We start from the raw sequence: 23157 nt of genomic DNA on the forward strand, positions 1-23157 counted from the left end.
GATTTCGGGAAAACGGGAAGCTCATGGCAGCCACAGCCAGTCGTTGGCGAAGGCAAGGCAGCCGTTGCCGACGAGGGCGGTGATTGCGGCTTTTGCGCGCTCGGGTTGTCGCTTGGCTTCAACTGGCAGCCGGCGGGCTGTTGTCGCGACGGCGGCGGTGTACGAAACACAGGGGCGTGTCGGTGGCGCATTGCCTTTCCCGAAATCCCGGCTGTCGCGCAGCAGCTCGCTCAGGGCGTCGTAGGCGATGCGTTGGTTTCCGCCTTGCGGCGGTTTGCTCCGGCTTGGCGTGCCTGTGGTGGCCTCGACTGGCGCGACGACGCATGATGTGATCGGCTCTCCGTCCTCGGAGTCGCTGCCGATTTGCACTGACTCCAGACGGAAACAGAACGCTGCGCCCTCTTCGCCGTCCTTGTACTTGTCGACGGACCACTGGCGGTCGTCGCCGTCGCGGCTCACCTCGATCGCCGCATCGAGCGCGGCGCCGAGGTTGGAGTGCCCTCGCAGGCCCTTCGTGCGGTCCTTTCCCGTGTGGTGCAGGAGGACCACCAAGCCGCCCAGCGCTGCCTGTAGGGCTTTGGCGCCAGCCACAGCGGCGCCCATGCCGGCCGAGTCGTTCTCGTCGAACCCAGGGCATGCGCAGCTCAGCGTGTCGATAACGAGGATGCCGCTCCGGCGCCACCCTGCACTTTCCGCGGCTTCCCGAAAATCCTCTCGGTCTTTTCGGGAACGCAGGTCAAATGCGGGCGGAAACAGAAAGCCGACATTGCGCAGTGCACCGGGTCGCTTCACGCGCAGGGCTTGTGCGCGCTTGGTGATTCCGGCGGCGCCTTCAAGGCACACATACAGCCCCTGGCAGCGGGCCACGCGATGTCCGAACCAGTCGCGGCCGGTGGTCGTCGCGTCAAGCAGGTCCAGGCCCAGAAAACTCTTGCCGCTCTTGCTCGGGCCGTAGATCGCCGCGATTCCTTCGCAGGGCAGAACGCCTCTGACCCTTTCCGGCGGCGCGGGCCGGGCGAGCACGTCGCCCACCATGACGACGGTGTACCGGGGGGTGTCCGGCTCCTGCCGCGGTGTCGGTGAGTCGCCGGGCTGCGCGTAGCTCTCGATCGGCGGCAGATCCTCGCACTCGACGGCCGGCGGGTCGGGCAGCGGCGGAATTGCGTAGGGGCCGGCGAATGCGCTGTACCCGATCTGATCGGGCGGGCAGCCGTCGGCGAGGAGATTGCCGACTTGCTTTCTCAGTTGCTGCCCGTGCCAGACGTGTAGGACGGGTAGTTCAGCGACAACGCCGTCCACCAGCTCGTCGCGCTCTTGCGGGGCGAGGTCCGCGAACATGGCGGCGAATGCTTGGTAGGCGCTCGCGGGCTTGCGCCGTGATCCGAAGTCGCGCAACGGGGCGTCGCGGGCTCCCATCATGCGCGCCCGCCGTGGTCAACGCTCGCCTCGCCTTGATGAACTTCCCGGCTCGCCAAGAAATTATCGAGGGCGGATTGGCGATAGCGCACCGCTCGCCCAACTTTCACGAACGGCAGCGGGTAGCGATTCGTGCAGCGCCAGACGCCCAGCGTGCCCTTCGCCACGCTCAGATAAGCGGCGGCAGCGGCTTCGTCAAGCAGCGGATCGGTGTTACGGGTTGATGCTGTTAGCATAGGTTCGCTTCCAATATCCCCGCACGGCGGCGGGTATGGAAGCGAACTCTACGTAAATACCAGATAGCGCATAAGGGCGGAAAATCAGCCGTTATTGCCCGAATTATTGCCCCCCCCAAGGATCAAGCACAGGGGGCGCCCGGCGCCGATCATCTCGCGCAAACCAGGCGGAGGGGTGCCCATCGTCGAGGAAACTCGGCCCGTCGTGACTCGGGTTCCAGATTTCCAGCAGGTCGCTGTCCCACTGATGCGCAGCTCTCCGCCGGGACCTTCGGCGATCTCCGGGGCGGCGATGAGGTACGCGCCAAAGGGTGCCTGCGCTGTTTCGTCCTCGATGCGCAGCAGGACGGCGCCGGCCAGCAGATCCTGTCGGTGCTTGCGGACGTTTCGAGCGTCGTAGAGCACGGCGCAGCTGGCGTGACGATCGGCTTCTTCGGTGCCCATGCGCCCTGTCATGTAGAAAAAGGCCCATGACAGGGCGGCGGCGATCTTCCTGTCGCTCGAGGGCGGGCGTCCGCGGCGTCGTTTCTCTGCCGGCGCGATGGTGCAGTACAGGTGCCCGCTCTTGCGCCCGTCCTGGCCGAAGATAGGGCCGGCGAAGTCCTCGGCGCCATCGGGCGCCCTGTGCACCGCGTTCAGCTGGGCGGTGCCGATGGGCAGCCGGTTGCTGTCAGGTAACACCAGGCGCAGGTCAAGCGCCAAGGGCTTTAGCCTCATGCCTGTTGATGGTCAAAAAAGCCGTTTCGGAAGTCGCCGAGGTTGGCCAGCGCATCGTCCAACTCTCGGCAGGTGTCGCGGGTCAGCGCCTCCGTTAGGATGACGATGTTTGGCGCATCTTCGGTACAGCTTCCCACAATCAGGTTGTGCAAAGACCGGAGGGTGATTGAGGCAGCGGAGATTTTTGCGGCATTATGGAGCAACCACCCCCGGCACCCGACCGCCTGCTCGACGAGAATCCTCTCGTTTTCACTGAACGGGAGCATTTCTCATGGCAGAGAGCCACGTCGTTGCGGCCCTGATCACCAAGCGCGCGGAACTGGCGGGGCTGATCGAGCATCACCGGAAGGAAATGGGACGTCTGGCGGACGATCTGGCCCACCTCGACGCGACCCTCAAGCTGTTTTCCCCGAAAATCGACCTGCGGACGATCCGGGCCAAGGCCCATCGGGTGCGAAACCGCTTCTTCCGGCCGGGTGAATGCCAGCGCATGGTTCTCGACATCTTCCACGAGGCTCAAGGTGGGGCGCTGAGCAGCCGCCAGATCGGCGAAGCGCTGACGGCCCGCCGGGGACTGGAAGCGACCACCGTCATGATCGAGCAGATGCGGAAGAACGCCATTGGCGTGGTGCGTCGCCTGGAGCGTACCGGAACCCTGGTCCTTGCCGGCCGTGACGGGCACGGTGCCACCTGGGCCGTCGCCTGACCGCTTCACACCGCCAGGCTTTCCCCCTGCCGGTGGTTGCCCTGCCAGTATCCGCACCAGTCCCGGCTCACCAAGGCCCGGGCGCACTTGCCGACGATATCGCGGAAGATGTCGGCGTTGCTCCAGCGCCGGGTGTCTTCGCGGTAGGCCATCTCGTTGGCGTAGTTGTCGAGATACTTCGGCGCCGCCTTGTGGATCTGGCCGATGTGGAAACGGCGGAAGCGCGAGACGTACGATTCTGCCAGGTTGTTGGTCGTACCATCGTCGGCTCGGAATTCCTGACTGTGGTTCACCCGGCGGACCGCGTATCGGGCATGCAGCAGGTCATAGGCGTCCGATTCGTCGGCACAGATCACGGAACCCTTGGCGATGTAGGCCGGCGCCAGTTTTCCGATGTCGGTCTGGTTTTCCTTCTTGACGATGAAGGTCAGCGTCTTCTTGGCGCCGACATGGCCGGCCGCCACTTCCGCCTCGCTGTGCGCCTGACGCATCACCAGGATGCAGCGCTTGTCCGGGTCTTGATTCTCCGCCAGGCGGCGGTCTACCCGGTCTTCCTTCTTGTTCTTCGGCCGGACCTGCCCGCCCACGTACGCCCCGTCCACATGAACCGCACCCGACAGGGCGCATTCGTCCCGGCCCACCAGCAGGCTCTCGCGAATCTTGTGCAGGAGAACGTAGGCCGTCTTGTGCGATACGCCCAGGTCGCGTCCGAGCTGCAGGGCAGAAATGCCCTTAGCGGCGTTGGTGAACAGGATCGCCGCCGCGAGGTACAGCCGCAGGGGCAGCTTGTGGAAGGCGAAGATCGTTCCGGACGTGACCGAGAAATCATCCTGGCAGCCCGCACAGCGCCAGATCTTGCGGGTCGGGCGGAAGTAGTGCCGGTGCGCCATGCCGCAGTGCGGGCAGACCACTTGCTCCCCTTCGCCCCAGCGCAACTGGCGGAACAGGGCCAGGGCTTCATCGTCACTCATGGCCAGCACCTGGACCACGGACAGGCTACGGGCTTCGGCTTTCAGCAGGAAATGTAAACTCATCGCACTGGCTCATGGGGGTGGGTCATGAGGATGAGTGTAGGGCTCGCCGGGCTCACAGAGTGCGCCCGACAAAAAAATCATCGTCGGCGCCGCGTCCGGCTGAGGCTTGGGGTGGTTGCTCCATAATGCCGGATTTTTGACGTAGCGGCGATGATGCACTCGCGAGTGATAGGATCTTTGGCAGCCATTGCGATACTCCTTCTCAGTTCGTGACGGTCAGGGCAAGGCCGGCGGTAGCACGCCGGCCTTGCCCGCTTGCCTGAAGCCGTCAGGCGGCGGTTGTGATCAAGCGCTTCATGCCGGGCGCTTGATCGGCAGAACTTCGGCCGGCGCCTTCAATCCGCCAGCCTCGAGCATCGCGGATACGGCGGTGTTGACGCTGGCCCGCACGGGGTCTAGGTCGAGCCTCGCATAAATCGCTGTCGCTTGCGGGCTCTTGTGGTTCAGGCTCTTGCCGATGATTGCCAGACTGGCGCCCGTGCGTGCTTGCCAACTGCCCAGCGTCCGGCGCAGGTCATGCAGGGTCACGCCTCCGTCTGTCTTGCGCCCGTAGGGGATGCCAGCGCGCGCCAGAACTCGCGCGATGCCGTCTCGGGCTCCGTTGAAGTGCCCGGTCGCGCTCCGGCTTGGAAACACGAAACCGCCGGCGGTCGTCTCGTGGCGCCCCCTCAGAATGGCGACAGCTTCTGGGCAGAGCGTCACCGTCTGCGGGGTGCCATTCTTCGTCGTCGGCAGGCGCCAATTGCCCGCGGCCAGATCAATTTCGCGCCAGTGCATCGCGCACAGATTTGCTCTCCGGGCTCCGGTCAGCAACGCCAGCAGGATGAAGTCGCGCATGCCGTCGCTCGGCTCGTCAGCGAGCGCTTGGAAGAATGCCGGCAGCTCGCCAGGCTGCAGGAAGCGATCGCGGCTGACGACGTGGCCACTTACCCGAATGCCGGCGGCGGGGTTCGCGTCGAGCAATCCCCACTCGACGGCCCGAGCGAAGATGCCGGATGCCAAAGCGCGAACTTGCCGGACGGTTGCCGGCGCCTTTCCGGCTCGCTCCGCATCGGCGAGTGCTTTGGCGATCAGTGCTCGAGTGATGCCGGACAGACGGCGCGCCCCAAGGGTCGGGGCGAGATAGTCGCGGTATCGTTGCTGGTCGTCTCGCCACGATACTTTTTTTGACCCGTGACGCTGCCCGTACAGGGCAAAGTACTCATCGAGCGTCATCTCGGCCTTTCCTGCGCGCTTCGCTTCGGCCGGGTTGCTCCCTTGCTCGATCTCGGCATTCAGTAGGGCGGCGGCTTTCCTGGCTTGCTCGACGCTCATCGATGGGAACCTGCCCAGGGTGATGCGCTCCGGCGCTCCGGCGCCCTTCGTTCGCCGGTAGAGGCTGAAGGTCTTGCCGCCAGTCGACGTTACACGGATCTGGAGTCCGGGCAGCTGAGTGTCGTGATAGACGGCACGGGTGCCCGGCTCAGGTGCGGGAATGGCGAGCAGCTTTTCCTTGTTGAATCGGAAGCGGGTTTGGTCGTTCGTCGGCTCAGTCATGACGTCTTCCTATGCGCATGTGCTCAAGCGGGGTTACACCGGGGTTACATTCGCAGTCGAAAACCGTTAAATTTCGTGTAACCCCATTAATGTGATGATACAGCAAGTGTGTTGTTTTGTATATGTTTATTTGACTGCGTTAATCCGCATTAAAAGACAATTTTCGCTTTGCAAATCCGTGTAGGTGGGTTCGACTCCCGCTCGCGCCTCCAAGAAATCTCATTAGAATCAAGCGGATGCAATCTAGTCGATCGGCTCAATCGGCTTGGTTGGGCGGTTCAAACCGGCCAGAATCCGGTTCATGCTACCTCAAAATGGTAGCAGCGCTACCCAAAAACGGATCGTGCAGGGCGTGTAGGCGAGTAGAATCGCTCCCATGGCGTCCATTCAACAACGTGGGGAGCGGTTCCAACTGCGCGTGCAGCACAAGCTGCTCCCGCGCCCTTTCTTCTTCACCTTCGACACTGAGGACGAAGCGCGGAGTTACGGTAGCCAGCTCGAAGCACTCCTCAAACGGTCGATCGTTCCTCAGGAGTTGCTGACGAAGCCAGAGCGTGCCGACGATCCCCTGCTCACTCGTGTTGCAAGCGACTACTCCGCACAATTCCCGGTGACCCGTTCCGACAGCGCTCTGCTTTCCGTCGTGTTATTGGAAATTGTCGGCGTCCGCCTGTCCGGTGTCACATATCGATGGGTCGAGCAGTACGTGAGCGAACTCAAGCGCAAGCGCAACTTGGCCCCAGGAACCATTCGCAAGCGGATCGGCCTGCTGGGTCGCGTTTTCGACTGGCATTCCAGGCGCGTACATTCGTCGGGCGCGGCCATAGCGAATCCGTTCCGTCTGTTGCCTGCCGGCTACAGTACCTACTCGCGGGAGGACTCATCGCTTGTCACGCCAAAGCAGGATATCGAGCGTGATCGCAGGTTGTCGAAGGACGAGGCCGAGAGAGTTCTGGCTGCCCTGGATGGACGAAAACGAAGCGACCGCGAGCGCCAGTTCACTGACGATACTGCATTCTGTTTGCTATACCGGCTGATCGTTGATACCGGGCTGCGCCTCTTCGAGGCGTATCGCCTGACTGTAGAGAGGATCGACTTTCAGTACAACGTGATCCGCGTCGAGGGTAGCAAGGGCGCACGGGGTGCACGCAAGCCACGCGTGGTACCCATCAAGGTGGCCTTGCGTCAACCCCTGCGCAGTTGGTGCGAGGGTCGGTCCGGGTTGGTTTTTCCGTACTGGGATGGTACGGAGCAGGGCAGGGCTGGGGCTACCAATCGGCTATCACAGCGCTTTCGTGGGCTCTTCACGTATGCGGGCGTGGAGGACTTTACCGAGCACGATTTGCGGCACGAGGCGGCATGCCGGTGGTTCGAGCTACGCCATCAGGATGGACGATGGGTGTTCAGCGACACGGAGATCTGCCGTATCATGGGATGGACGGATCCGCGCATGGCGCTGCGCTACGCCAGTTTGCGCGGCGAGGATCTGTCGTCACGGCTGGGTTAGTCGGGTTTCAACACGATGGCAGCGCTGGCGGCCGTTTCCTCGCAACCCTGGATGCGTCGACTGTAGTGGCCACTGGCGCTGGTCTGTCCCGTGTTCGCCGTTCGTTCGCCTGCTCAATGGCGATCTCGTTCAGCCGGGAGAACAGAGCGTCAGCGGGAGCTATCCAGGCTTTGCCAAACTTGACGCCGGGGAGGTTGCCGCTTGCCAGCTGACTGGCCGCCTGTTCTTCAGAGCAGCGGAGCAACTCCGCGATTTGCCTCAGGTCGAGGATATGTTCTTCGGATGTCATGGTTTTTTCAGTGTGTCACGCTGTGCTTTCAGCTGAGTCTTGGTTCAGCCAGACAGACCTTGGCGGTGTGAATTGGCGAGGGACTGCCAGACAACCATCCAGGCTCGCCATGCCTGCGAGGTCGTGGGACGCGGCCATCCTGTGCTGACCGACACCGACTGTTGCGTGGCAGCCTCCCACTGCCGGACGAGCGGTGGTTCTTGTGCCTTTTGTCGCAGCCATCCGTGTCATTTGTGGAATCTCCGGCGGCGCCGACGCCATTTGAGAACCTGCTTGCCGTCAAGGATCGGGTGGAGCCTTTCACGGTTGCCGTTGGAACGTAACTTGTAGCCGACGCCGCTTTCCAATTGGTCACCCTCGTGACTGTAGTCATTACGGCCCGATTCCAGATTCCGTTGATCTGCATCTCGCTGACTTTCCATACAGACGTCGTGAACACTGGAGCCAGAGAGGAGAATCAGGCGTGCCTCGCCTTCGGCGTCGAAGCGATCGTGTTGGTCTCGGCGCCTCAACCAATCCTGGTCACGGCCCTGATGGCATACGGACTGGTGACGTGCTCGACGTCGCGGTCGTGGAATGTGTTGCGGTCGATCTAATCCCTTTCGGAGGGTTCTCGGTTGTCGTTGGCAGCTCTCGCCGCCACATCACCATTCTCCACGACTGGAGCATCCGCGTCCGCACCACCCATATCCCCCGCCTCCTTTCTCCGCGCCGCCAGCACCGCCCGACTGGCGATCTGCCGGATCTGCCCCGCCAGTCTGAGAATCCGCCGCTTCCACTCGTACACCCCGCGCGCGTACTGAGCGTCGGTGACGACCGATGACAGCCAGAGCGCATCCATCTGGGCCAGCATGCCGTCGAACTCGCGGATGATCGCCAGGTAGCGTATTGCCCGTGGCGAAGTGATCTTCACCTCCACCGTCCTGGCACTGGTGTAGCCCATGGCGCTCTCGATGCCGTTGCTCTCGGCGACTTCCCGGAGCCGGCGGGATTCCTGGCGCAGATCCTCCAGGCTTTGGTCGATCGACGCATCGACGACGGCGTCGACTTCCTGTGCCTGCGCTTCCGATCCGATGAACCGCAGCACCACGCTCAGCGAGAACAGCGCGTTCGCGCACATCTCATAGCCGCGGTCGAAGACCTGCTGCGCATGCAGTGAACTCAGCACCACCTTCTGCGTCAGGAATGGCCGGCTGTTGTCCTGCCTGACCGACGGAATCTGCGTCGATGCGCTGTGCTGCCTTTGCACCATGGCCTGTCTCCGGTGGGGTTGACCAACCGCAGCGTAGCGATCGGGTGCCGGCGGCGACCTGCGAAATGCGACCCCAGGCGGCCGTTTTCGTCCTCCGGCGATCGGGATGACGACACAGAATCAGTCATCTCTCGTTCCGCTTAGGCCGATCGAAGAGAAGGTAGCTGGCCTTCTTCACAAACAGCATCTTCTCCCAACCCCGGCGGGGTCGCCCCGTCAGGACACGGCGGCATCCCTGCCTTCATCATCAGGAGGCACCATGCCCTCGTTGAACCGAGTCACGCTCATCGGCCACCTCGGCGCCGATCCCGAGCTTCGTACGACCCCGAACCGCGAGACGATCGCCACGATCCGGCTCGCCACGACCGAGACCAGCCGCGACAAGACCACCGGTGCGCGAAAGGAAAGCACCGAATGGCACCGGGTGATCTTCTTCGGCCGCCTGGCGGAAGTCGTCGGCGAGTACCTCCGCAAGGGCGCACCGATCTACATCGAGGGGCGCATCCAGACCCGCAAGTGGCAGGACCAGGCGGGCCAGGACCGCTACACCGTCGAGATCGTCGCCAGCGAGATGCAGATGCTCGGCGCTCGCCCGTCCGCGAACGACGCGCCAGCAGGTCAGGCCGAGCGTCGGACCCCGAGTGCGCCAGCCGATCCGGCCACCACACCGACGATCAACGAAGTCGCGCCGATCGAGCCGTTCTAATCCGCTCATGACTTCTTTCACCCACCGGGTGGTCCGTCTCCGCGGTGGGGAGCAGACCCCCATCCCACTTCAGGAGTGCTGCTGTTGGAGCGCGTCATTCTCGTTCTCGCCCTGCTGGCAGGGTTGCATCTGGTTCTCTCCTTTCTCCGCTGGGTGGTGCAGACCGTTCAGGTCTGGCTTCGCCAGAAGCCCGAACCGACGGTCACGCCCGCGCCGGTACCCGAGGGCCGGACCGACTGGCGGCCGTACCACCTTCCGGCCTGTCAGCGCCGGAATCGGATCGACCCCAGTCCGGCAAAGAAGGGCGAGGCGTCGTTCGAAGTCATCGCCTGAGCTCTCATCCCCGTGCGGGGGCATCGTCCCCGTTCCCGGGGAGGTTGCCCCCTTTCTTTTCTGGAGGCATCTCATGACACTCGTTCTTGTCGCTTGTTGCATCTCCGGCTGGATCCTCAGCCGTCCGATCGTCCGCGTTCTGGGGCTCTGACCATGATTCCCGATCACGCAGCGGATGAAATCGTCAAGTCCAACCCCATGCTCGTTCGTCTCTTCCGCGCTCTGCCGATCGCTCCCGCCTGTGATCTCCACCAGAGACTCCAGGCCGGCCGCACTGATCCGGAAACCCGCAAGCTGCTGCGCAAGGCACTGGTTCTTTCGCAGCAGGGACGAGCTGCAACCTGACCCCAGCCCCGGCTCGCCGGGGCTTTCCCGAGCGCGTTCGTCGAGCGTTCTCCGGAAAGCAGCCTTTGAGCGAGCGCCATGGATTCCCATGCGCCCGAGCAAGTCGCGGTAGCTGGCCGCACAAAAAAGCAGCATTTCATCCACCCTGCCGGGGACGCTTTCCCCGCCAGGGGCAGGTGACTCCGGCATTTCTTCTGGAGGCACCATGCATCCGACACATCCCGGCCTGCTGCACATGCCGGCCAAGCAGTACCACGCCGATCAGTCGATCGGACATTCCGGCATCCTCAGGATGCTCAAGAGTCCCGCGCATCTCCGCGAAGCCCTCGACCATCCGCCGCCGCCGACACCGGCGATGGCGTTTGGTAGCGCGGTACACGCGTACGTCCTCGAGCCGGATCGCTTTGCCGAGGAATTCGTGGTGGCCGAGAAGTTCGATCGGCGCACCAAGGAAGGCAAGGAAGCGGCTGCCCGGTTCGAGGAGGCCAACCAGGGCAAGACCGTGATCGCCTCCGAGGAGCTGGCGACCCTGAGCCGGATGCGGGCTGCCGTGCTCGCCCACCAGGGCGCGGCCAGCCTGCTCGAGCAGGGAGAAGCCGAGCTGTCGACCTTCTGGACCGATGCCGCCACCGGCCTCGCCTGCCGCTGTCGTCCCGACTGGCTCAACGCGACGGCCATCGTCGATCTAAAGAGCTGCCTCGATGCCAGCAGCCGCGGCTTCTCGCGCGCCATCGCCAACCTCGGCTACGATGTGCAGGCGGCGTTCTACGTCGACGGAGTCAAGCGCGTGACCGGCAGCGATCTGCCCTTCCTCTTCGTCGCCGTCGAGAAGGAGCCACCTCATGCCGTCGCCGTGTATCGCGCCGATCCGGAACTCATCGAGATCGGTCGCAGGAAGTACCGGGCCGCGCTGCAGTTGCTGCAGTGGTGCCAGGAGTCCGGCACCTGGCCGGCGTACCAGCCGGCGGGGGAGGTCGAACTGATCTCACTGCCGCGCTGGGCCGCCAACGCCGAAGCCTTCGAGTTCGACGCCGCCTGAGCGGCCATTTTCCAGTCGTTCATTCACCCCGGCGGGGAACCAGTCCCCAGATCGGGCGGCATGGTGTCTCCGCCTTTCTTCCTTGGAGAAGACCATGTCACAGACCTTGCGCAATCTGCAGAAATCCCGTCACGGAACGCCGGCCAACGCGGTATCGTTTCCGGCGATGCTCGAACAGTTCAAGGGCGAAATCGCCCGCGCCTTGCCCCGGCATCTCAGCCCGGAACGCATCGTCCGGGTGGCGCTCACCGCCTTTCGCCTGAATCCGAAACTCGCCGATGTCGATCCGCGCAGCGTCTTCGCGGCCGTCATCCAGTCCAGCCAGCTCGGCCTCGAAGTCGGCCTGATGGGCGAAGCGCACCTCGTCCCGTTCGGCAGCCAGTGCCAGCTGATTCCCGGCTATCAGGGCCTGATGAAGCTCGCACGCAATAGCGGCCTCGTGCAGGACATCTACGGTCATGAGGTGCGGATCAACGACCGCTTCGACATCGTCCTCGGTCTGCACCGGTCGCTGATGCACGAGCCGTTGAAGCAGAACGGTTTTCCCGCTGGCGACGACGAGCGCGGCGCGGTCGTCGGCTTCTATGCCGTCGCGGTCCTCAAGGATGGCTCCCGGACCTTCCATGCCTTGTCTCGGGAGCAGGTCGAGCAGGTTCGTGACCACTCCCGGGGCTACCAGATGGCCAGGAAGCTGCGCAAGGAGAGTCCGTGGGACACGCACTTCGTCTCGATGGGCCTCAAGACGGTGATTCGCCGCTTGTGCAATCTGCTGCCAAAATCGCCTGAACTGGCGATGGCGCTGGCCATGGACGAGCTGAACGAGCGCGGCGAGACCCAGAATCTCGGGGTCGCCGAGGCCATCGACGGATCGTGGGCACCGGTCCTCGACGAGCAACCGGATGACACCGGCCAGGCGTCCGATCCGGCGCGCGCGGCCAGCCGCAAACCGCTCGCCGATCTGCTGGCGGGCATCGGGCAGGCGCTGTCGCTCGAGGCGCTGGACGAGGTGTACGCGCAGGCGGAGGACGCTGTCGCCGGCGACGATCTCGAACAGCTCCTGCGTGCCTATCGCAGCCGCAAGGCCGCGCTGACGGCGCCATCGCAGCCATCGTCGCCATCGTCACCGATCCGCGGCGTGGTGAACAACGCGTCGGCCTGACGATCCCGACCAGGGTGCTCACCATCCCCGGTGAGCGCCTCGGGACGCTCACAGCGGAGACGGCCATGCACGCGGACGACGAGGCGATGCCGCGCCCTACGGCGTCGGGAACGAGCAACGGGGTGCGAGCCGATAGGCATGTCGTGTGGACCGACGAGGACCTCGTCCGTCTGCACGGACATCTCCTGGAGAAATCCTTGCACGATCTCTTCGATGCGCGGGTGTCCGTCGCCACACAGCGGGAGATTCTCGCCTGGCTGCGCGCGCCCAGGGGGCGGTCGGGCGCCTTCTCGTACCGCATGTGTTGCGCGTTGTTCGGCCTTGACTCCGACGAGATCCGCGAGCGGGTGGTGGCGCAGCATGCGCAATGCGCTCCTCGTTGATCAACCCGTCGCACCAGACCACCCCGCGGCGCACGGGAACCGCGGCTCGCCCCGGGGACTCCTGCCTGACCAGGCGGGGGCCCCCGGGGTATTTTTTTTCTTGCCACAGCTTGCTGAAGGGCCAGGTGATTGGTGCCATCCGCTTGCCAACGGACAGCCGTGCGGATCAACCGCCTTCGACGCGCGCCGGCAGGGCGATCGCATGAATGCCATTGTCGTTACCCGTCGAAAATAGTCGTTTACGTTCAAGAAGTTACGAAGGGGCTGTTCACAGCTCATTGATTTGTGTAGTTTTTTGTCTTTTTGGAGTTTCCATGGAGACAGGAGGCGGGATTCGGTTGATGGATGTATGGGTGGGTGTGCGGGATCCCCGGCAGGCGAAGAAGGTCGAGCATGACCTCGTGGAGATGCTGGTGGTGGCGGTGTGCGCGGTGCTCTCGGGTGCGGATGGCTTCGTCGAAATCGAGGTCTGGGCGAAGGAGAAGCTCGACTGGCTGCGCCAGTATCTGAAACTGGAGCACGGCATTCCCTGCCATGACACGTTCGGGCGGGTGTTCGCGGCGATCGATCCTGAGGAGTTCGGTGCGGCTTTCCTGCGCTGGGTGGGTCAGGTCGTGCCGATGTTGAGCCGCGAGGAAGTCGTCGCGATCGATGGCAAGACGAGTCGTCGTTCGGGTAAAGCGGGCGCGACGCCGCTGCACTTGGTGAGCGCTTTCGCCGCCGAGCCTTGACGCTCACGAAACCTGACCCTTTTTCGCTCACGAGAATGGATCCATCGGAGGCACAGGTGGTGGTCTGTGCGCGGCTTCAGGCGAGGGTGAAGGGGTTGCGGCAGCGGGGTTCGGCAAGCGGTGCGCGGGGACTTCTGGCGTATGGGAGGGCAGCCGTGGCGTTGCGGGAGAGGCGCCCCGGAGCTGGGTCAAGGGCAGGCTGCGGCTTTTCGCAGCCTGGCGCAGCGTCCCTTGACGCAGCGCAGGGGCGATACGCTGGGGCGTGGCAGTCAGAGCGGCAGTATCGCGCTGACTGCCATGCAGACCGGCGTTTTCGGACGTTGGGCCGGCGTCGCGGTCGGCGAGAAGCGACCGTGACGCGGGGCGAACCCACTGCCGCCGTTCGCTGGCGCTGGCAAGCGCTACGCGGACGCGTCTGGCGAAGTCCTCTTGCGCGACGTGGCGCGCGTGGGGGCAGCCGGCGGGGCCGTCGTCTGGCCTTCCTGGGAAACGGCCGGTTCGCTGCGCAGACTCGAACCACTCAGGCGCAGGATTGTGCAGCGATGCTGCAGGCGGTCGAGGAGCGCATCGACCAGCGCCTTCTTCTGAAACAGCTCGTACCAGTCGGGCAGGTCGAGATTCGTCGTGACGATCGTCGACAGATGCAAGCTGTAGCGCTGGTCCATCAGGCGGAAGAACGCATTCACCTGCTCGGGTTTCAGGTTGAGGTAGCCGAGTTCGTCGATGGCGATCAGCGGCAGGCGGCACAACTGATTGAGCAGCCCGACCGTCGAGCGGTCGGCGAGCGAGGCATACAACTCGTCGAGCAGAACCTGCGCGTTATAGAACCGGGCACGGTAGCCATTCAGACAGGCTTCGCGCAGGAGCCCGACGGCGATTCCCGACTTGCCCGTTCCGGGAGGGCCGATCAGCAGCAGGTTCTCGCCGCGCCGCAGAAAGTCCAGTCCCGCAAGGCTCAGGACCTGCGCCTTGTTCACGCTCGGCTGGTGGGCAAAGGGAAACGACTGCAAGGTCCACGGCCAGGGCAGACGCGCCTGCGCCAGACGATAAGCGAGGCTCTTCTCGCGCCGCGCCGCGTCTTCGGCGCTGAGCAGACGAAAGACGACCTCCGCAACGGGCGAACCTTGCCGCTCGGCGGCATCGAGTTCCTCGTCGAGGACGCGAGCGATGCCGGAGCAACGCATCTGCTCGATCAGGGCACGCAGGCGCTCACGCATCCTCATCCCCCTCGTCGAGATGGAAGAACGCCCCGGCGACCTGCTGCAGGATCATCGCCTCCAGGCGGCCGAGATCGAAGAGACCGAACTGCAGCGCCTGCGCCACTGCGGCCAGGAAGGGTGCTTGCGGATAAGTCCGCCGGAATGCCAGCAAGCGGCGCAGCGGCCGCACCCCGCGGCCATGCGCCTGTTTGACCAGAGCCGCGACGTACGCGTCGAGCACCGGGTGGTGCCCCTGCAGCAACGTCGCCTCGGGCGCTGGCGTGCGGAGTCGGCCCTGCGGTGTCGGGTGGTGTCCGGGCAGCTTCTGCTTCGCACCGCGGATACCGATCAGGCGCGGGTGCACCGCGACGACCTCGTCGCGCGCACAGATCCGCAGTTCGTCGGAATACAGATACACCGTCAGCGTCTTCCCCACCCAGCGTTCGGGAACCGAGTAGCGATTGGTCTCGACCGACACGAAGCCGTACAGATCGACCACCCGCTCGGCCACCTGATAGACCGGTGGCAGGACAGCCGGCAGCCGTTGCAGGCAGGGCCTCTCGACCGCGTAGGCCGCGCTCGGCGCCATTCCGAGGACACGCTTCGGCTTGGCATTCGCCACCGTCCCGCACCAGGCCCGCGCCTGCTCGTTCAGGTCGGCGAAATCGGCGAACGTCCGGCCGGCCAGGAAATGGCCTTCGACCCAGGCAAAGGGTCTTTCGACGCGCCCCTTGCGATCGGGTTGATTGACCGGGTGGGCACGGAAGGCGAATCCCAGCGTGCGCGCGAACGCCACCATCTCGGGCGCGAACACCGCTTTGACTCCGGCGCCGACACGCAACGGTCCGCCAAGGCAAGACCCCCGACACCACGGTCGGCGCGCACCTCGAAGTTGCCGCCGCCTATGGGGTCAACATGGTCAGCGTCGAGCGCGGCGACCAGGTCCAGCTCTGCTACAACGGCGACGCGTTTCGCCGGATGCTGGCGTTGCGGGCGAGCGATGTCCAGAAAGCGCTGGCCGCCCTGGCATTGACCCGGCACGATTGCGTCTCGCCGACGCTGACCCCGATCGAGCGCTTTGCGGTCGACAACTGGCGCGCGGGGTACTCGATCGGGTCGAAACCGCGACACTCCCCGAGGTGCTGAAAAACCGCCTTCACCTGCGCAAGGCGGGCGTCTGGGCGAGTCTCGCCTGGCAGCGCGCGCGGCGGCCGGAACTCGGCGCTGCTCAGGCCGCGGAAGCCGCGACGCGGGCGCTGAGTGAACTGGCGGCGATCAACAAGAGCGAACTGACGGACAGCGATGCCGCGACCTACAGCGACGCAGCGGTTCGCGTCGGTGCGTCGCGCTGGGCCGCTGAACCCGGTGTGCCGGTCGCTCCGATCAAGGCCGGAGTCGGGCTCGCCATCCTCACCCGCCCGGGACACCAGCCCGGCGAGACCTGCATCGATCTCGTCCAGGCCTCAAATGCTGCGCAGAAGCCACTGGTTACCCGCTGCACCTATGGGACGGTGTGGTCGGCATCGGCCGCCGCGCATCCGCAGGGAACCTCGCTGACCGTCGCCGTGCAGCCGCTCGATACCTGGCGCGAGCTGTGGGTCTTCCGCCACGGGCCGGCGGGGTGGAGCGTCGACGTCGTGCCGCCTGCAACCGACCAGCCGAATCTTGGCTACATCGAGTTCGCCGGCTGGGTTCCTGGCGGCACGCAGATGCTCGCGGCGCGTGAGGCGAAGCTCAACGGTCGCTACAAGACGAGCTTCGAGCTGATCAACCTTGCCACGCTGGAGGTTGAGCGCTCGGCGGACCAGCCGGCTTCGTTGAGCTCCTTCTATCGCTGGCAGAGTCCGGTCTGGAAGGCGCAAACGGTGAGTCTGCGCTGAATGGGGTGCAGAGCAGGCGGGAGAAGGGACGCGGGGGCAAAGGCCCCCGCGTTTGTTTCGGCAGCTTGGCTACGGGGCTGGTTCGGCGGCCACCGCGCGCTGATAGAGATCCACGATCCGGGCAGCGAGGTGGGCCGGAGAGGCGCGATGACCCTGCGCTTCGAGTACCGCCTGCACAATGCCTTCGAGCACAGCCGTTTGGAGTAGCGGGCGCGGTGATCCGTCACCAGCCGCTGCGTCACCAGAACCCGCTGAATACGCAGCTCGCTGGGACGCGATTCGGAAGGCCTGTCCGGTCGCGAGCCAGTCCAGGGACACCCCGGCGGCGGTGGCGATGGCCAGAGCCTTGTTGAGCGGTGGCATCCGGTGATCGATGAGGTAGCTGCGCAGCACCGACTCGGCGATCCCGCATCGGCGCGCGAAAGAGGCCACCGAACCCGAGCCCATCAGCCATTTCAAGCGGGCCGCAAGCACCGCCGGGTCGAGTTCGGGAACGACGCGCGACGTCACGTCGGGACCGGACCCGCCTGCGTCAGGCGACGACACGTCGGGGGCGAAGGGTGAGGTCAATTCTCATGCCTCCAGGAATGGATGGGCTGGCCGGAGACGCGGATCACGCTCCAGAGCCCGGGGAATGCAGTCCGATCGGCGCATCACATCCGGCCGGTTCCACTGCGCACCCGCTGCAGCGTCAGCACGAGACTCACGCCATCCTCGACGTCGCTGGCGGTGATCGTGCCGCCCATCTTCGCCATGTACGTCTTGGCAACGAAAAGACCCTGGCCGCGGTTGCCATTGGCGCCGGAATCGAGCTGGTCCGACACGCCGTACTCGAAGATCCGGTCCAACAGTTCGCCGGGGATCGGGGCGCCGACGTTGTGGATGGACACCGTGGCGGCGGTGTCAGTCGTCTCCAGCGTCATGGTGATCGGCGTGCCGGGCCGCCGGCAGCGCTCCGCGTTCTTCAGCACGTGCGTGAAGACATCCTCGAGCGCGTACTCGTCGGCACGCACCAGAACCGGACGATCGCCCGGGTCGCAACTCAGATTGGTGACGCCGGCGTTGTCGGCGACGTGGCGGAGAAACTCGGCGAGATCGATGGCCTGCACCTCGATGGCGGACGACTGGAAAGCCTCGCTCGGGCTGGCGCTCCCATAGAGGATGCGCACCGCCTGCAGCATCCGGCTGATGTAGCGGTGACTCGGGTCGTCGGGGTCGCCATGCAGCACGAGTAGCGATTGCAGCGGCGACATGATCTCGTGGCCGACGGCGTGCCACTGGTCCTTCTCCTGCTCGGCGCGAATGCGCTCGCGCTCGGCGTCCTCCTTCACCCGGCGCAGGAGGTCGTTCAGGCAGTTGGCGAGGATCCCGAGTTCATCGCTGCCACGCAGGTCGGCGAGGTCGAAGCGCTCGAGACCGCCGGTCATCTTGACGCTGCGCGACAGGTCGTCCGCCCGCCGGGTGAGGCGGGCAATGCGGCGGATGATCCCGGCTTCGATCACCCCCCAGGCGACCACGATCGCCAGCAACATGGCGCCGACGAACCACGAGACGCGGGTGGCGACGGCGCTGAGCGTCTTGTTGACGCTGCGTGCATCGCCGCGGAGCACGATCTGGTAGCTGCCCAACGGGGTCGCGACCTCGTCGACGAGTTCGACCGGCGCATCGTAGGTCTCCACCGGCAGCTTTCGGATCAGGCGCGTGATCACTGGCGACGACGGCTCAAGCGCCTCGTCCTGGCCTCTGAGATGGGCGATTTCGACGTCCTTGCCGGCGACGACCCTGCGAATGCTCAGCGTCTCGCCGGGCAGCAGCAGGCTGGTCAGGTCGTTGAGCGAGAACGGCGGGACGGCGCCCTCTTCGTTGCTGTCGAACAGCGTCGGGGCGTCGCCGGGCGGCAGGACCTCGATGCGCACCTGGAACTGATCCAGGTCGGGTGGCGGCCAGGGCGGTCTCTTCCCCTGCAGGAGCGCCTGGCTGAGGACTTCGATCGGCAGGCGCAGCGAGAAGAACGATTTCTTATGGCAGCCTTCCGTCTCGTCGGGCGCATCGAGACACGTGCCGCTCTGCCAGACCCAGCCGCGAAACTCCTTCACGGGCTTCTGCCCGGTGTAATCCCGATCGTCGAGTTCGACGTAGCCGGTGAACCGCCCACGCGTTCCTTCGCCCCGCGGCCGGCTGTTTCCGCCCAGCGGTTCAAAGGGTGCCATCCAGCGATAGGTCTCGCCGCGCAGGCTGACGGTGACGCGCAGGCGGTGCGCGCCATCGAGAAACTCGTCGCCAATGCGGTGCGGCACCAGCGGATCGCTGGCGAAGGTGCCGGCGGCGTAGATGAAGCCGCCCGCCCAGGGGTTGTTGCCGATCGCCACACAGAGGCTGCCGTAGTTGCGGTACTGCACCAGGCAGCCGGCCATTTCGACCGCATGGCGGACCTTGTTCTGGTCGTCGAAGTCGATGCTGGAAAACGGCAGGACGACCGGGCGCAAGGGTGTCGCCTGCTCAGCACTTCGCGGGGGATTGAGCAGTGCAAGTTGCCCGGTCGGGTGGCGCAGGCGGGCGGCGATCTGTTCCTTGGTCTTCGCGAAGCTCGCCTGGTAGGTATCGTAGCTGCGCTGCTTCTCCTCCTGCAGGACGGTGACCGCCATCGTCACGACGGCCAGCGCGAGCAACAGAAACGCGCTGCGAAAGAGGATGCGCAGCCGGAAGGACGCCAGCCAGGCAAGCCCTGCACTCATCGGCGGACATCGTCCGGGGGCTCATCCGACCAGCGGAAGCCGCGCATCGGGACGTTCTCGATGCGATCGAAGTCTTCATCGAACTCGCGGAAGGCCTCGCGGATGGCGCTGATGTGCTTGCGGATGTTGTCCCGGTTGCGGCCGCTCTTCACGACCTCGAAGAACTCCTCGTAGGAAACGACCTGACCGCGCTTCTCGTAGAGCGTGGCCAGGATCCGCTGGGCGGTCAGCGGCAGATTGATCCGCTTGCCCCGCCACAGCGGCGCGGCCTGGCGCAGCGGGTCGAGCGACAACTCATCGCCGGCGGCGGGACTCGTCTTGCCCTGATCCCGATCGTGCGCGGTGCGCAGGATTTCCAGGAAGGTGTCGACGAAATCGGACTCGGAGAAGGTCGTCTTCTGCAGGTAGTCCCAGGCATCGAGCGCCTTCATGATGCTGCGGTAGATGGTGGCCGGCATCGCCGAGACGACCAGCACCGGCGTCCCGCGCGCACCCTTGTTGATGGCGTTGATGATCGCGACGCCGGCGTGCCGCTCGCGACCCAGCTCGATGTCGAGCACGACCAGGTCGTAGTTCTCGCGGGCGATGGCCGCTTCGGCTTCGTCGCGGGTGAACCACTGCTCGACCCGGATCCCGGGTCTGGCCGAGAGAATCCACTCAGCAAGCTGGTTGCTGGTGGGCCGGTCGTCTTCGATGACAGCGACTTTGAGCATCGGGCGCGCTCCCTGACGTTTTGCTCAAGTATCCCCGATTTCTCCGGAACAAACATTCTCGCCGCGTGAGTGTTTGTTCACACGACGGAAGAAACGTTCACGCGGCGGAAGAAACACCGCCGGGGCGTGAACAAAGACACCCCACGGCGGCATTGAATCTTCCGCGGCATCTCCGGCACGATGGGCTTAGTGGGACAACGGTGAATCGGTCGGGCTTTCGGTTCCCGGAGACCGGGATGGGCCTCCGGCCGACGGTAGGGCGCCATTGGGAGGGGAGACAGTCATGTCCAGGGGGCTGAGCAACATGAGGGAGGCGACGGGTCATGGCCTTCGCCGGCAGACCATTGCCAGGAGGACTGTCAGCAGACGGGCCGTGCCGCGAGTGGTGCCGCGGATCGGGCACCGCGAGCCGGTTGTTTCGGTGCCACAGGTCCGAAACGCCGTGCGGCAGTTCGCCACGTTCGGCCCGGTCGGACAGCAGTGTCGACAGGACGCAGCGCCGCACGCGGTTCAAACGGTGATCCCGCAGGGCGCAATTCGGGCACGCGGGGAGGAGGGCGGTCCGTACGATGCCCCCCATGAATCCTTATTACATCAGGATTGGTTGCCTCCCTGCCTCATGAACGAAATCAGGGGGTGCGCGACCGATGGCTGGCTGCCGGCGGAGTTGTCGGGCCGGTTCTCGCGGTCCGACGCGCCCAAAGCGGACGCCGCCAGCCGTCGTTCCCGGCAGCCGGCTGCCGGCAGACCGTCCGCCGTTTCAAAAGGATTGTGTGGGGTACCAATCCTTATCTTTAAGAGGGGGCACGTACGACCGATGGACGCGTGGATCAGCGAAGTGCAAGCGCTGCTGCAGGGCCGCCTCCAGGAGGTGTTCGAGAACGCCCGCGACCTCGGCAATCGCTATCTGCAGGCGGTCATGGATGCCAACGCGCGCCAGGAATGGAAGCACAAGAACACGCTCCAGTTGCGGGTCCGTCAGCGTGGCAACGCGGTCTCGCTGGAGTGGTATCTCGTCGGCTGGATCGGCGGGACGGGTCCGGATCGCCGGATGCGCCGGACGTACATTCCGAAGCGCAACCCCAGCCGCCGGCGCGACGCGCAGGTGTTCCGTTATCGACTCGAGGACCTGCTTCGGCACACCTCGGGGTGGGACGACGATCTGGTCCGTGCGACCGAGATCGAAGCCAGTGAGTACCGTCGAGAGGCGCACTATCTCGCCGACATGCTCGTGACACTGGGACGCCTGCAGCGCTGCACGCCGGGGCCGACGCTGGAGAGGGCCGGGGAGGACACGCCATGAACAAGCCGCCGCGCTACCTGGTGACCGATCGGTTCGAATTCGGGATGCTCGCGTCGCTGACCGCCGAACTCAAGCTGACGGAGCTATCCCTCGACGACGTCTGCCAACTCATCGAAGAGGCCGAGCGCGAGAAGCAACAGGGTCTTCATGGCGGCTGGGGCGATGCGGTCAGGGAGATGGCCGCGGTGACGCGGGTGCCGCAAGGATCGATTTGGCTGGTTGCCTGTCCCGTGGCCAGTGATCGCGGCGTCGAACTGAAATGGGCACGTGTCGAAGTCGTCGAGCGACCTCTCGGCGCCGACCGTTGAATCCAAGGTCATGCACAGCGCTGCCGGCGGGTCGTCGCGGCGGACCGTACTGGAGACCGCCCGCGGTGCCTTGATCGTTTGCGGCGCCCCGGCCGGGACGGGTTCCGATCGAGCGAAGAAGACAATTCGGTCTGTACCCATCGACGGAGGTGCGGCGCGTCCTCGGTGGCAAAGCCAGATCCATCAGTCGCGTCCGCTCTCGTCCCGCCGGAGCCGCAAGGCCCCACCCCGCAAGGCTCAAGAATCCGCTCGCGCCTCGGTCCGAAACCTTGCCCGGCCGGCCGCATTTCCACCGTTCCCACCGGAAGCCGGGTGCTACAAGCTGCGGCATGTCCTGCCCGCATTCCGCTCCTCCTCCCGGCGATTCGAGCGTCGCCAGCCCGAGCCCGGTCGCGGTGGAAGGAGGGGGCGTTTCGCCGGCCCGGGCAGCCCGTGCCCGCAAACTCATCGCCCTGGCCTGCGACCTCACCGATGCCGAGGTCGATGTCGGGTCGCTCGCCTTCCTCGGACAGGCGCTCGTCCAGACCACCTTGCCCCACAGTGACCCCGGAGTGCCCTGCTTTGAACGGACGAGTGGTTCGGTGTCGCTGTCGATCATCGCCAACCCGCGATTCGGTCTGCCCTTTGGCACCGTGCCGCGGCTCCTGCTGGCCTGGATCTGCACCGAGGCCGTGAAGACCCGATCGCCGATGCTCGGTCTCGGCAACAGTCAGAACGAGTTCCTGCGCAAACTCGGGATGCGGACCGATGGCCGCGATTGCCAGCGGCTTCGTGCGCAGTCGTTGAAGCTCTTCTCGTCGATGCTGTCGATCACCTATCAGAGCCAGGGACGGTTCGGCCTGAAGAACATGCCGATCGCCGACGAGGCCTTCGTCTTCTGGGACCCGCATCGGCCCGATGAGCGAACACCATGGGAAAGCAGCCTCAGACTCTCGGGCGAGTTCTTCCGCAACGTGACCGAAGCGCCGGTGCCGATCGACATGCGCGTGCTGCACGCGCTCTCGAGGTCGCCCCTGGCGATGGATATCTATTCCTGGCTGGTCTACCGCGTCTTTCTCCTGCGCGTCACCAATCGTCCCAGCGTCGTCATTCCCTGGCAGTCCCTGAAGCGTCAGTTCGGTGCGGATTACGGCGCCACGTCGCGCGGTCTGCTCGACTTCCGGAAACAGTTCCTCCTGCGGCTCAAGGACGCTCTGCTGTTCTACCCCGAGGCGGAGGTCTGCGGGCAGGACACGGGACTCCTGGTGGCAGCCAGCCGCCTGCGTACGCGCCACACCGGTGGCGGCCGGCTGTCCTCCTTGTAGTCTCGGCGTCCCTGTAGTCCCGGCCACCTGGTTTCCCTCGCGATCGGTGGGGACGGGATCTCGCGTGTTCCGGTCCTGATCGTCATCATCGCCGGCCCGGTGGGCTTGGTGGCCTCACGATACGGCGATGCGCGGACACGGACCCCAGCGTGAGCCGGCCGACGAACCGCCTCCTGCCGCCAATTGCCCAACGCGCCCGGCCATCCCTTTCCTGGTAGTCAGGGACTGCACCCGCGGACCGTCCGCAAGCCGATCCAGTCACGCCCCGTCGACGCGACGCCTGATTCCTGCCGGCCATGGCGCGGGGGCCGGAGCCCGGCCTGGTC

General features: G+C 65.1%; 26 protein-coding genes. 14 read left to right on the plus strand and 12 right to left on the minus strand.

Annotated features, from left to right (window positions below):
- Nucleotides 1-21: 21 nt before the first annotated feature.
- From HT579_11865 to HT579_11880, 4 genes are all read right to left on the minus strand, one after another.
- Nucleotides 22-1419, minus strand: a complete 1398-nt coding sequence (locus HT579_11865; GenBank protein QKS29538.1) for an AAA family ATPase — start codon at nt 1417-1419, stop codon at nt 22-24.
- Nucleotides 1416-1652, minus strand: coding sequence for a helix-turn-helix domain-containing protein (locus tag HT579_11870; GenBank protein ID QKS29539.1), 237 nt, complete (start codon nt 1650-1652; stop codon nt 1416-1418). Before HT579_11870 ends, HT579_11865 begins: the two co-directional genes overlap by 4 nt.
- A gap of 84 nt (nt 1653-1736) precedes the next feature.
- Nucleotides 1737-2354 carry a hypothetical protein gene (locus tag HT579_11875; protein QKS29540.1) on the minus strand — a complete coding sequence of 206 codons (618 nt, stop codon included), beginning with the start codon at nt 2352-2354 and terminating at the stop codon, nt 1737-1739.
- Nucleotides 2355-2365: 11 nt separating this feature from the next.
- Nucleotides 2366-2635 carry a hypothetical protein gene (locus HT579_11880; protein ID QKS29541.1) on the minus strand — a complete coding sequence of 90 codons (270 nt, stop codon included), beginning with the start codon at nt 2633-2635 and terminating at the stop codon, nt 2366-2368.
- 5 nt (nt 2636-2640) lie between these two features.
- Here HT579_11880 and HT579_11885 point away from each other — a divergent pair, with 5 nt between their 5' ends.
- Entirely contained in the window at nt 2641-3075 is a 435-nt protein-coding gene (locus HT579_11885) for a hypothetical protein (GenBank protein ID QKS29542.1), read from the plus strand.
- A gap of 5 nt (nt 3076-3080) precedes the next feature.
- On the opposite strand, the gene HT579_11890 is transcribed toward HT579_11885, so the two are convergent.
- Together HT579_11890 and HT579_11895 are read right to left on the minus strand one after the other, a co-directional pair.
- The gene (locus tag HT579_11890) at nt 3081-4109 is read right to left on the minus strand and encodes an IS1595 family transposase (GenBank protein ID QKS29543.1); all 1029 of its coding nucleotides are present in this window, start codon (nt 4107-4109) and stop codon (nt 3081-3083) included.
- Between the two features lie 294 nt (nt 4110-4403).
- Nucleotides 4404-5645, minus strand: a complete 1242-nt coding sequence (locus tag HT579_11895; protein ID QKS29544.1) for a tyrosine-type recombinase/integrase — start codon at nt 5643-5645, stop codon at nt 4404-4406.
- 376 nt (nt 5646-6021) lie between these two features.
- On the opposite strand from HT579_11895, the gene HT579_11900 reads away from it, so the two are divergent.
- A complete protein-coding gene (locus HT579_11900; GenBank protein QKS29545.1) occupies nt 6022-7152 on the plus strand; it encodes a tyrosine-type recombinase/integrase in 1131 nt (376 codons plus the stop codon).
- A gap of 881 nt (nt 7153-8033) precedes the next feature.
- On the opposite strand, the gene HT579_11905 is transcribed toward HT579_11900, so the two are convergent.
- Entirely contained in the window at nt 8034-8693 is a 660-nt protein-coding gene (locus HT579_11905; protein ID QKS29546.1) for a hypothetical protein, read from the minus strand.
- Between the two features lie 259 nt (nt 8694-8952).
- Here HT579_11905 and ssb point away from each other — a divergent pair, with 259 nt between their 5' ends.
- The 7 genes from ssb to HT579_11940 all read left to right on the plus strand — a co-directional run bounded on the left by ssb (nt 8953) and on the right by HT579_11940 (nt 13389).
- Nucleotides 8953-9399 carry a single-stranded DNA-binding protein gene (ssb, locus tag HT579_11910; GenBank protein ID QKS29547.1) on the plus strand — a complete coding sequence of 149 codons (447 nt, stop codon included), beginning with the start codon at nt 8953-8955 and terminating at the stop codon, nt 9397-9399.
- Between the two features lie 84 nt (nt 9400-9483).
- The gene (locus HT579_11915) at nt 9484-9732 is read left to right on the plus strand and encodes a hypothetical protein (GenBank protein ID QKS29548.1); all 249 of its coding nucleotides are present in this window, start codon (nt 9484-9486) and stop codon (nt 9730-9732) included.
- A 153-nt stretch (nt 9733-9885) separates the two neighbouring features.
- Nucleotides 9886-10077, plus strand: coding sequence for a hypothetical protein (locus HT579_11920; GenBank protein ID QKS29549.1), 192 nt, complete (start codon nt 9886-9888; stop codon nt 10075-10077).
- Between the two features lie 205 nt (nt 10078-10282).
- Entirely contained in the window at nt 10283-11116 is an 834-nt protein-coding gene (locus HT579_11925; GenBank protein ID QKS29550.1) for a PD-(D/E)XK nuclease-like domain-containing protein, read from the plus strand.
- 94 nt (nt 11117-11210) lie between these two features.
- Nucleotides 11211-12275: a recombinase RecT gene (locus HT579_11930; GenBank protein QKS29551.1), complete on the plus strand. Its 1065-nt coding sequence runs from the start codon at nt 11211-11213 to the stop codon at nt 12273-12275.
- A gap of 65 nt (nt 12276-12340) precedes the next feature.
- Entirely contained in the window at nt 12341-12658 is a 318-nt protein-coding gene (locus tag HT579_11935) for a hypothetical protein (protein QKS29552.1), read from the plus strand.
- 314 nt (nt 12659-12972) lie between these two features.
- Nucleotides 12973-13389 carry an ISAs1 family transposase gene (locus HT579_11940; protein ID QKS29553.1) on the plus strand — a complete coding sequence of 139 codons (417 nt, stop codon included), beginning with the start codon at nt 12973-12975 and terminating at the stop codon, nt 13387-13389.
- 401 nt (nt 13390-13790) lie between these two features.
- Here the strand turns inward: HT579_11940 and HT579_11945 are convergent, their stop codons facing one another.
- Nucleotides 13791-14606, minus strand: a complete 816-nt coding sequence (locus HT579_11945; GenBank protein ID QKS29554.1) for an ATP-binding protein — start codon at nt 14604-14606, stop codon at nt 13791-13793.
- Complete coding sequence (locus tag HT579_11950) at nt 14599-15387, minus strand: hypothetical protein (protein ID QKS31625.1); 789 nt, start codon at nt 15385-15387, stop codon at nt 14599-14601. The genes HT579_11945 and HT579_11950 overlap by 8 nt, the downstream gene beginning before the upstream one ends.
- Nucleotides 15388-15503: 116 nt before the next feature.
- Between HT579_11950 and HT579_11955 the strand changes: the two genes are divergently transcribed.
- Entirely contained in the window at nt 15504-15734 is a 231-nt protein-coding gene (locus HT579_11955; protein QKS29555.1) for a hypothetical protein, read from the plus strand.
- Nucleotides 15728-16468, plus strand: a complete 741-nt coding sequence (locus HT579_11960; GenBank protein ID QKS29556.1) for a hypothetical protein — start codon at nt 15728-15730, stop codon at nt 16466-16468. Before HT579_11955 ends, HT579_11960 begins: the two co-directional genes overlap by 7 nt.
- A gap of 69 nt (nt 16469-16537) precedes the next feature.
- Here the strand turns inward: HT579_11960 and HT579_11965 are convergent, their stop codons facing one another.
- The 3 genes from HT579_11965 to HT579_11975 all read right to left on the minus strand — a co-directional run bounded on the left by HT579_11965 (nt 16538) and on the right by HT579_11975 (nt 19916).
- On the minus strand, nt 16538-17038 hold the full coding sequence (locus HT579_11965; GenBank protein QKS29557.1) for a helix-turn-helix domain-containing protein: 501 nt from the start codon (nt 17036-17038) through the stop codon (nt 16538-16540).
- Between the two features lie 83 nt (nt 17039-17121).
- Nucleotides 17122-19203: a HAMP domain-containing histidine kinase gene (locus HT579_11970; GenBank protein QKS29558.1), complete on the minus strand. Its 2082-nt coding sequence runs from the start codon at nt 19201-19203 to the stop codon at nt 17122-17124.
- Entirely contained in the window at nt 19200-19916 is a 717-nt protein-coding gene (locus tag HT579_11975; protein ID QKS29559.1) for a response regulator transcription factor, read from the minus strand. Before HT579_11975 ends, HT579_11970 begins: the two co-directional genes overlap by 4 nt.
- Nucleotides 19917-20733: 817 nt before the next feature.
- Here HT579_11975 and HT579_11980 point away from each other — a divergent pair.
- From HT579_11980 to HT579_11990, 3 genes are all read left to right on the plus strand, one after another.
- Nucleotides 20734-21219 (plus strand): hypothetical protein, encoded by a 486-nt coding sequence (locus HT579_11980; GenBank protein QKS29560.1) that lies wholly within the window; start codon nt 20734-20736, stop codon nt 21217-21219.
- A complete protein-coding gene (locus HT579_11985; protein ID QKS29561.1) occupies nt 21216-21527 on the plus strand; it encodes a hypothetical protein in 312 nt (103 codons plus the stop codon). Before HT579_11980 ends, HT579_11985 begins: the two co-directional genes overlap by 4 nt.
- A 329-nt stretch (nt 21528-21856) precedes the next feature.
- On the plus strand, nt 21857-22831 hold the full coding sequence (locus tag HT579_11990) for a RepA (protein ID QKS29562.1): 975 nt from the start codon (nt 21857-21859) through the stop codon (nt 22829-22831).
- Nucleotides 22832-23157: the final 326 nt, after the last annotated feature.

Source organism: Candidatus Accumulibacter similis, assembly GCA_013347225.1.
Classification (GTDB): domain Bacteria; phylum Pseudomonadota; class Gammaproteobacteria; order Burkholderiales; family Rhodocyclaceae; genus Accumulibacter; species Accumulibacter similis.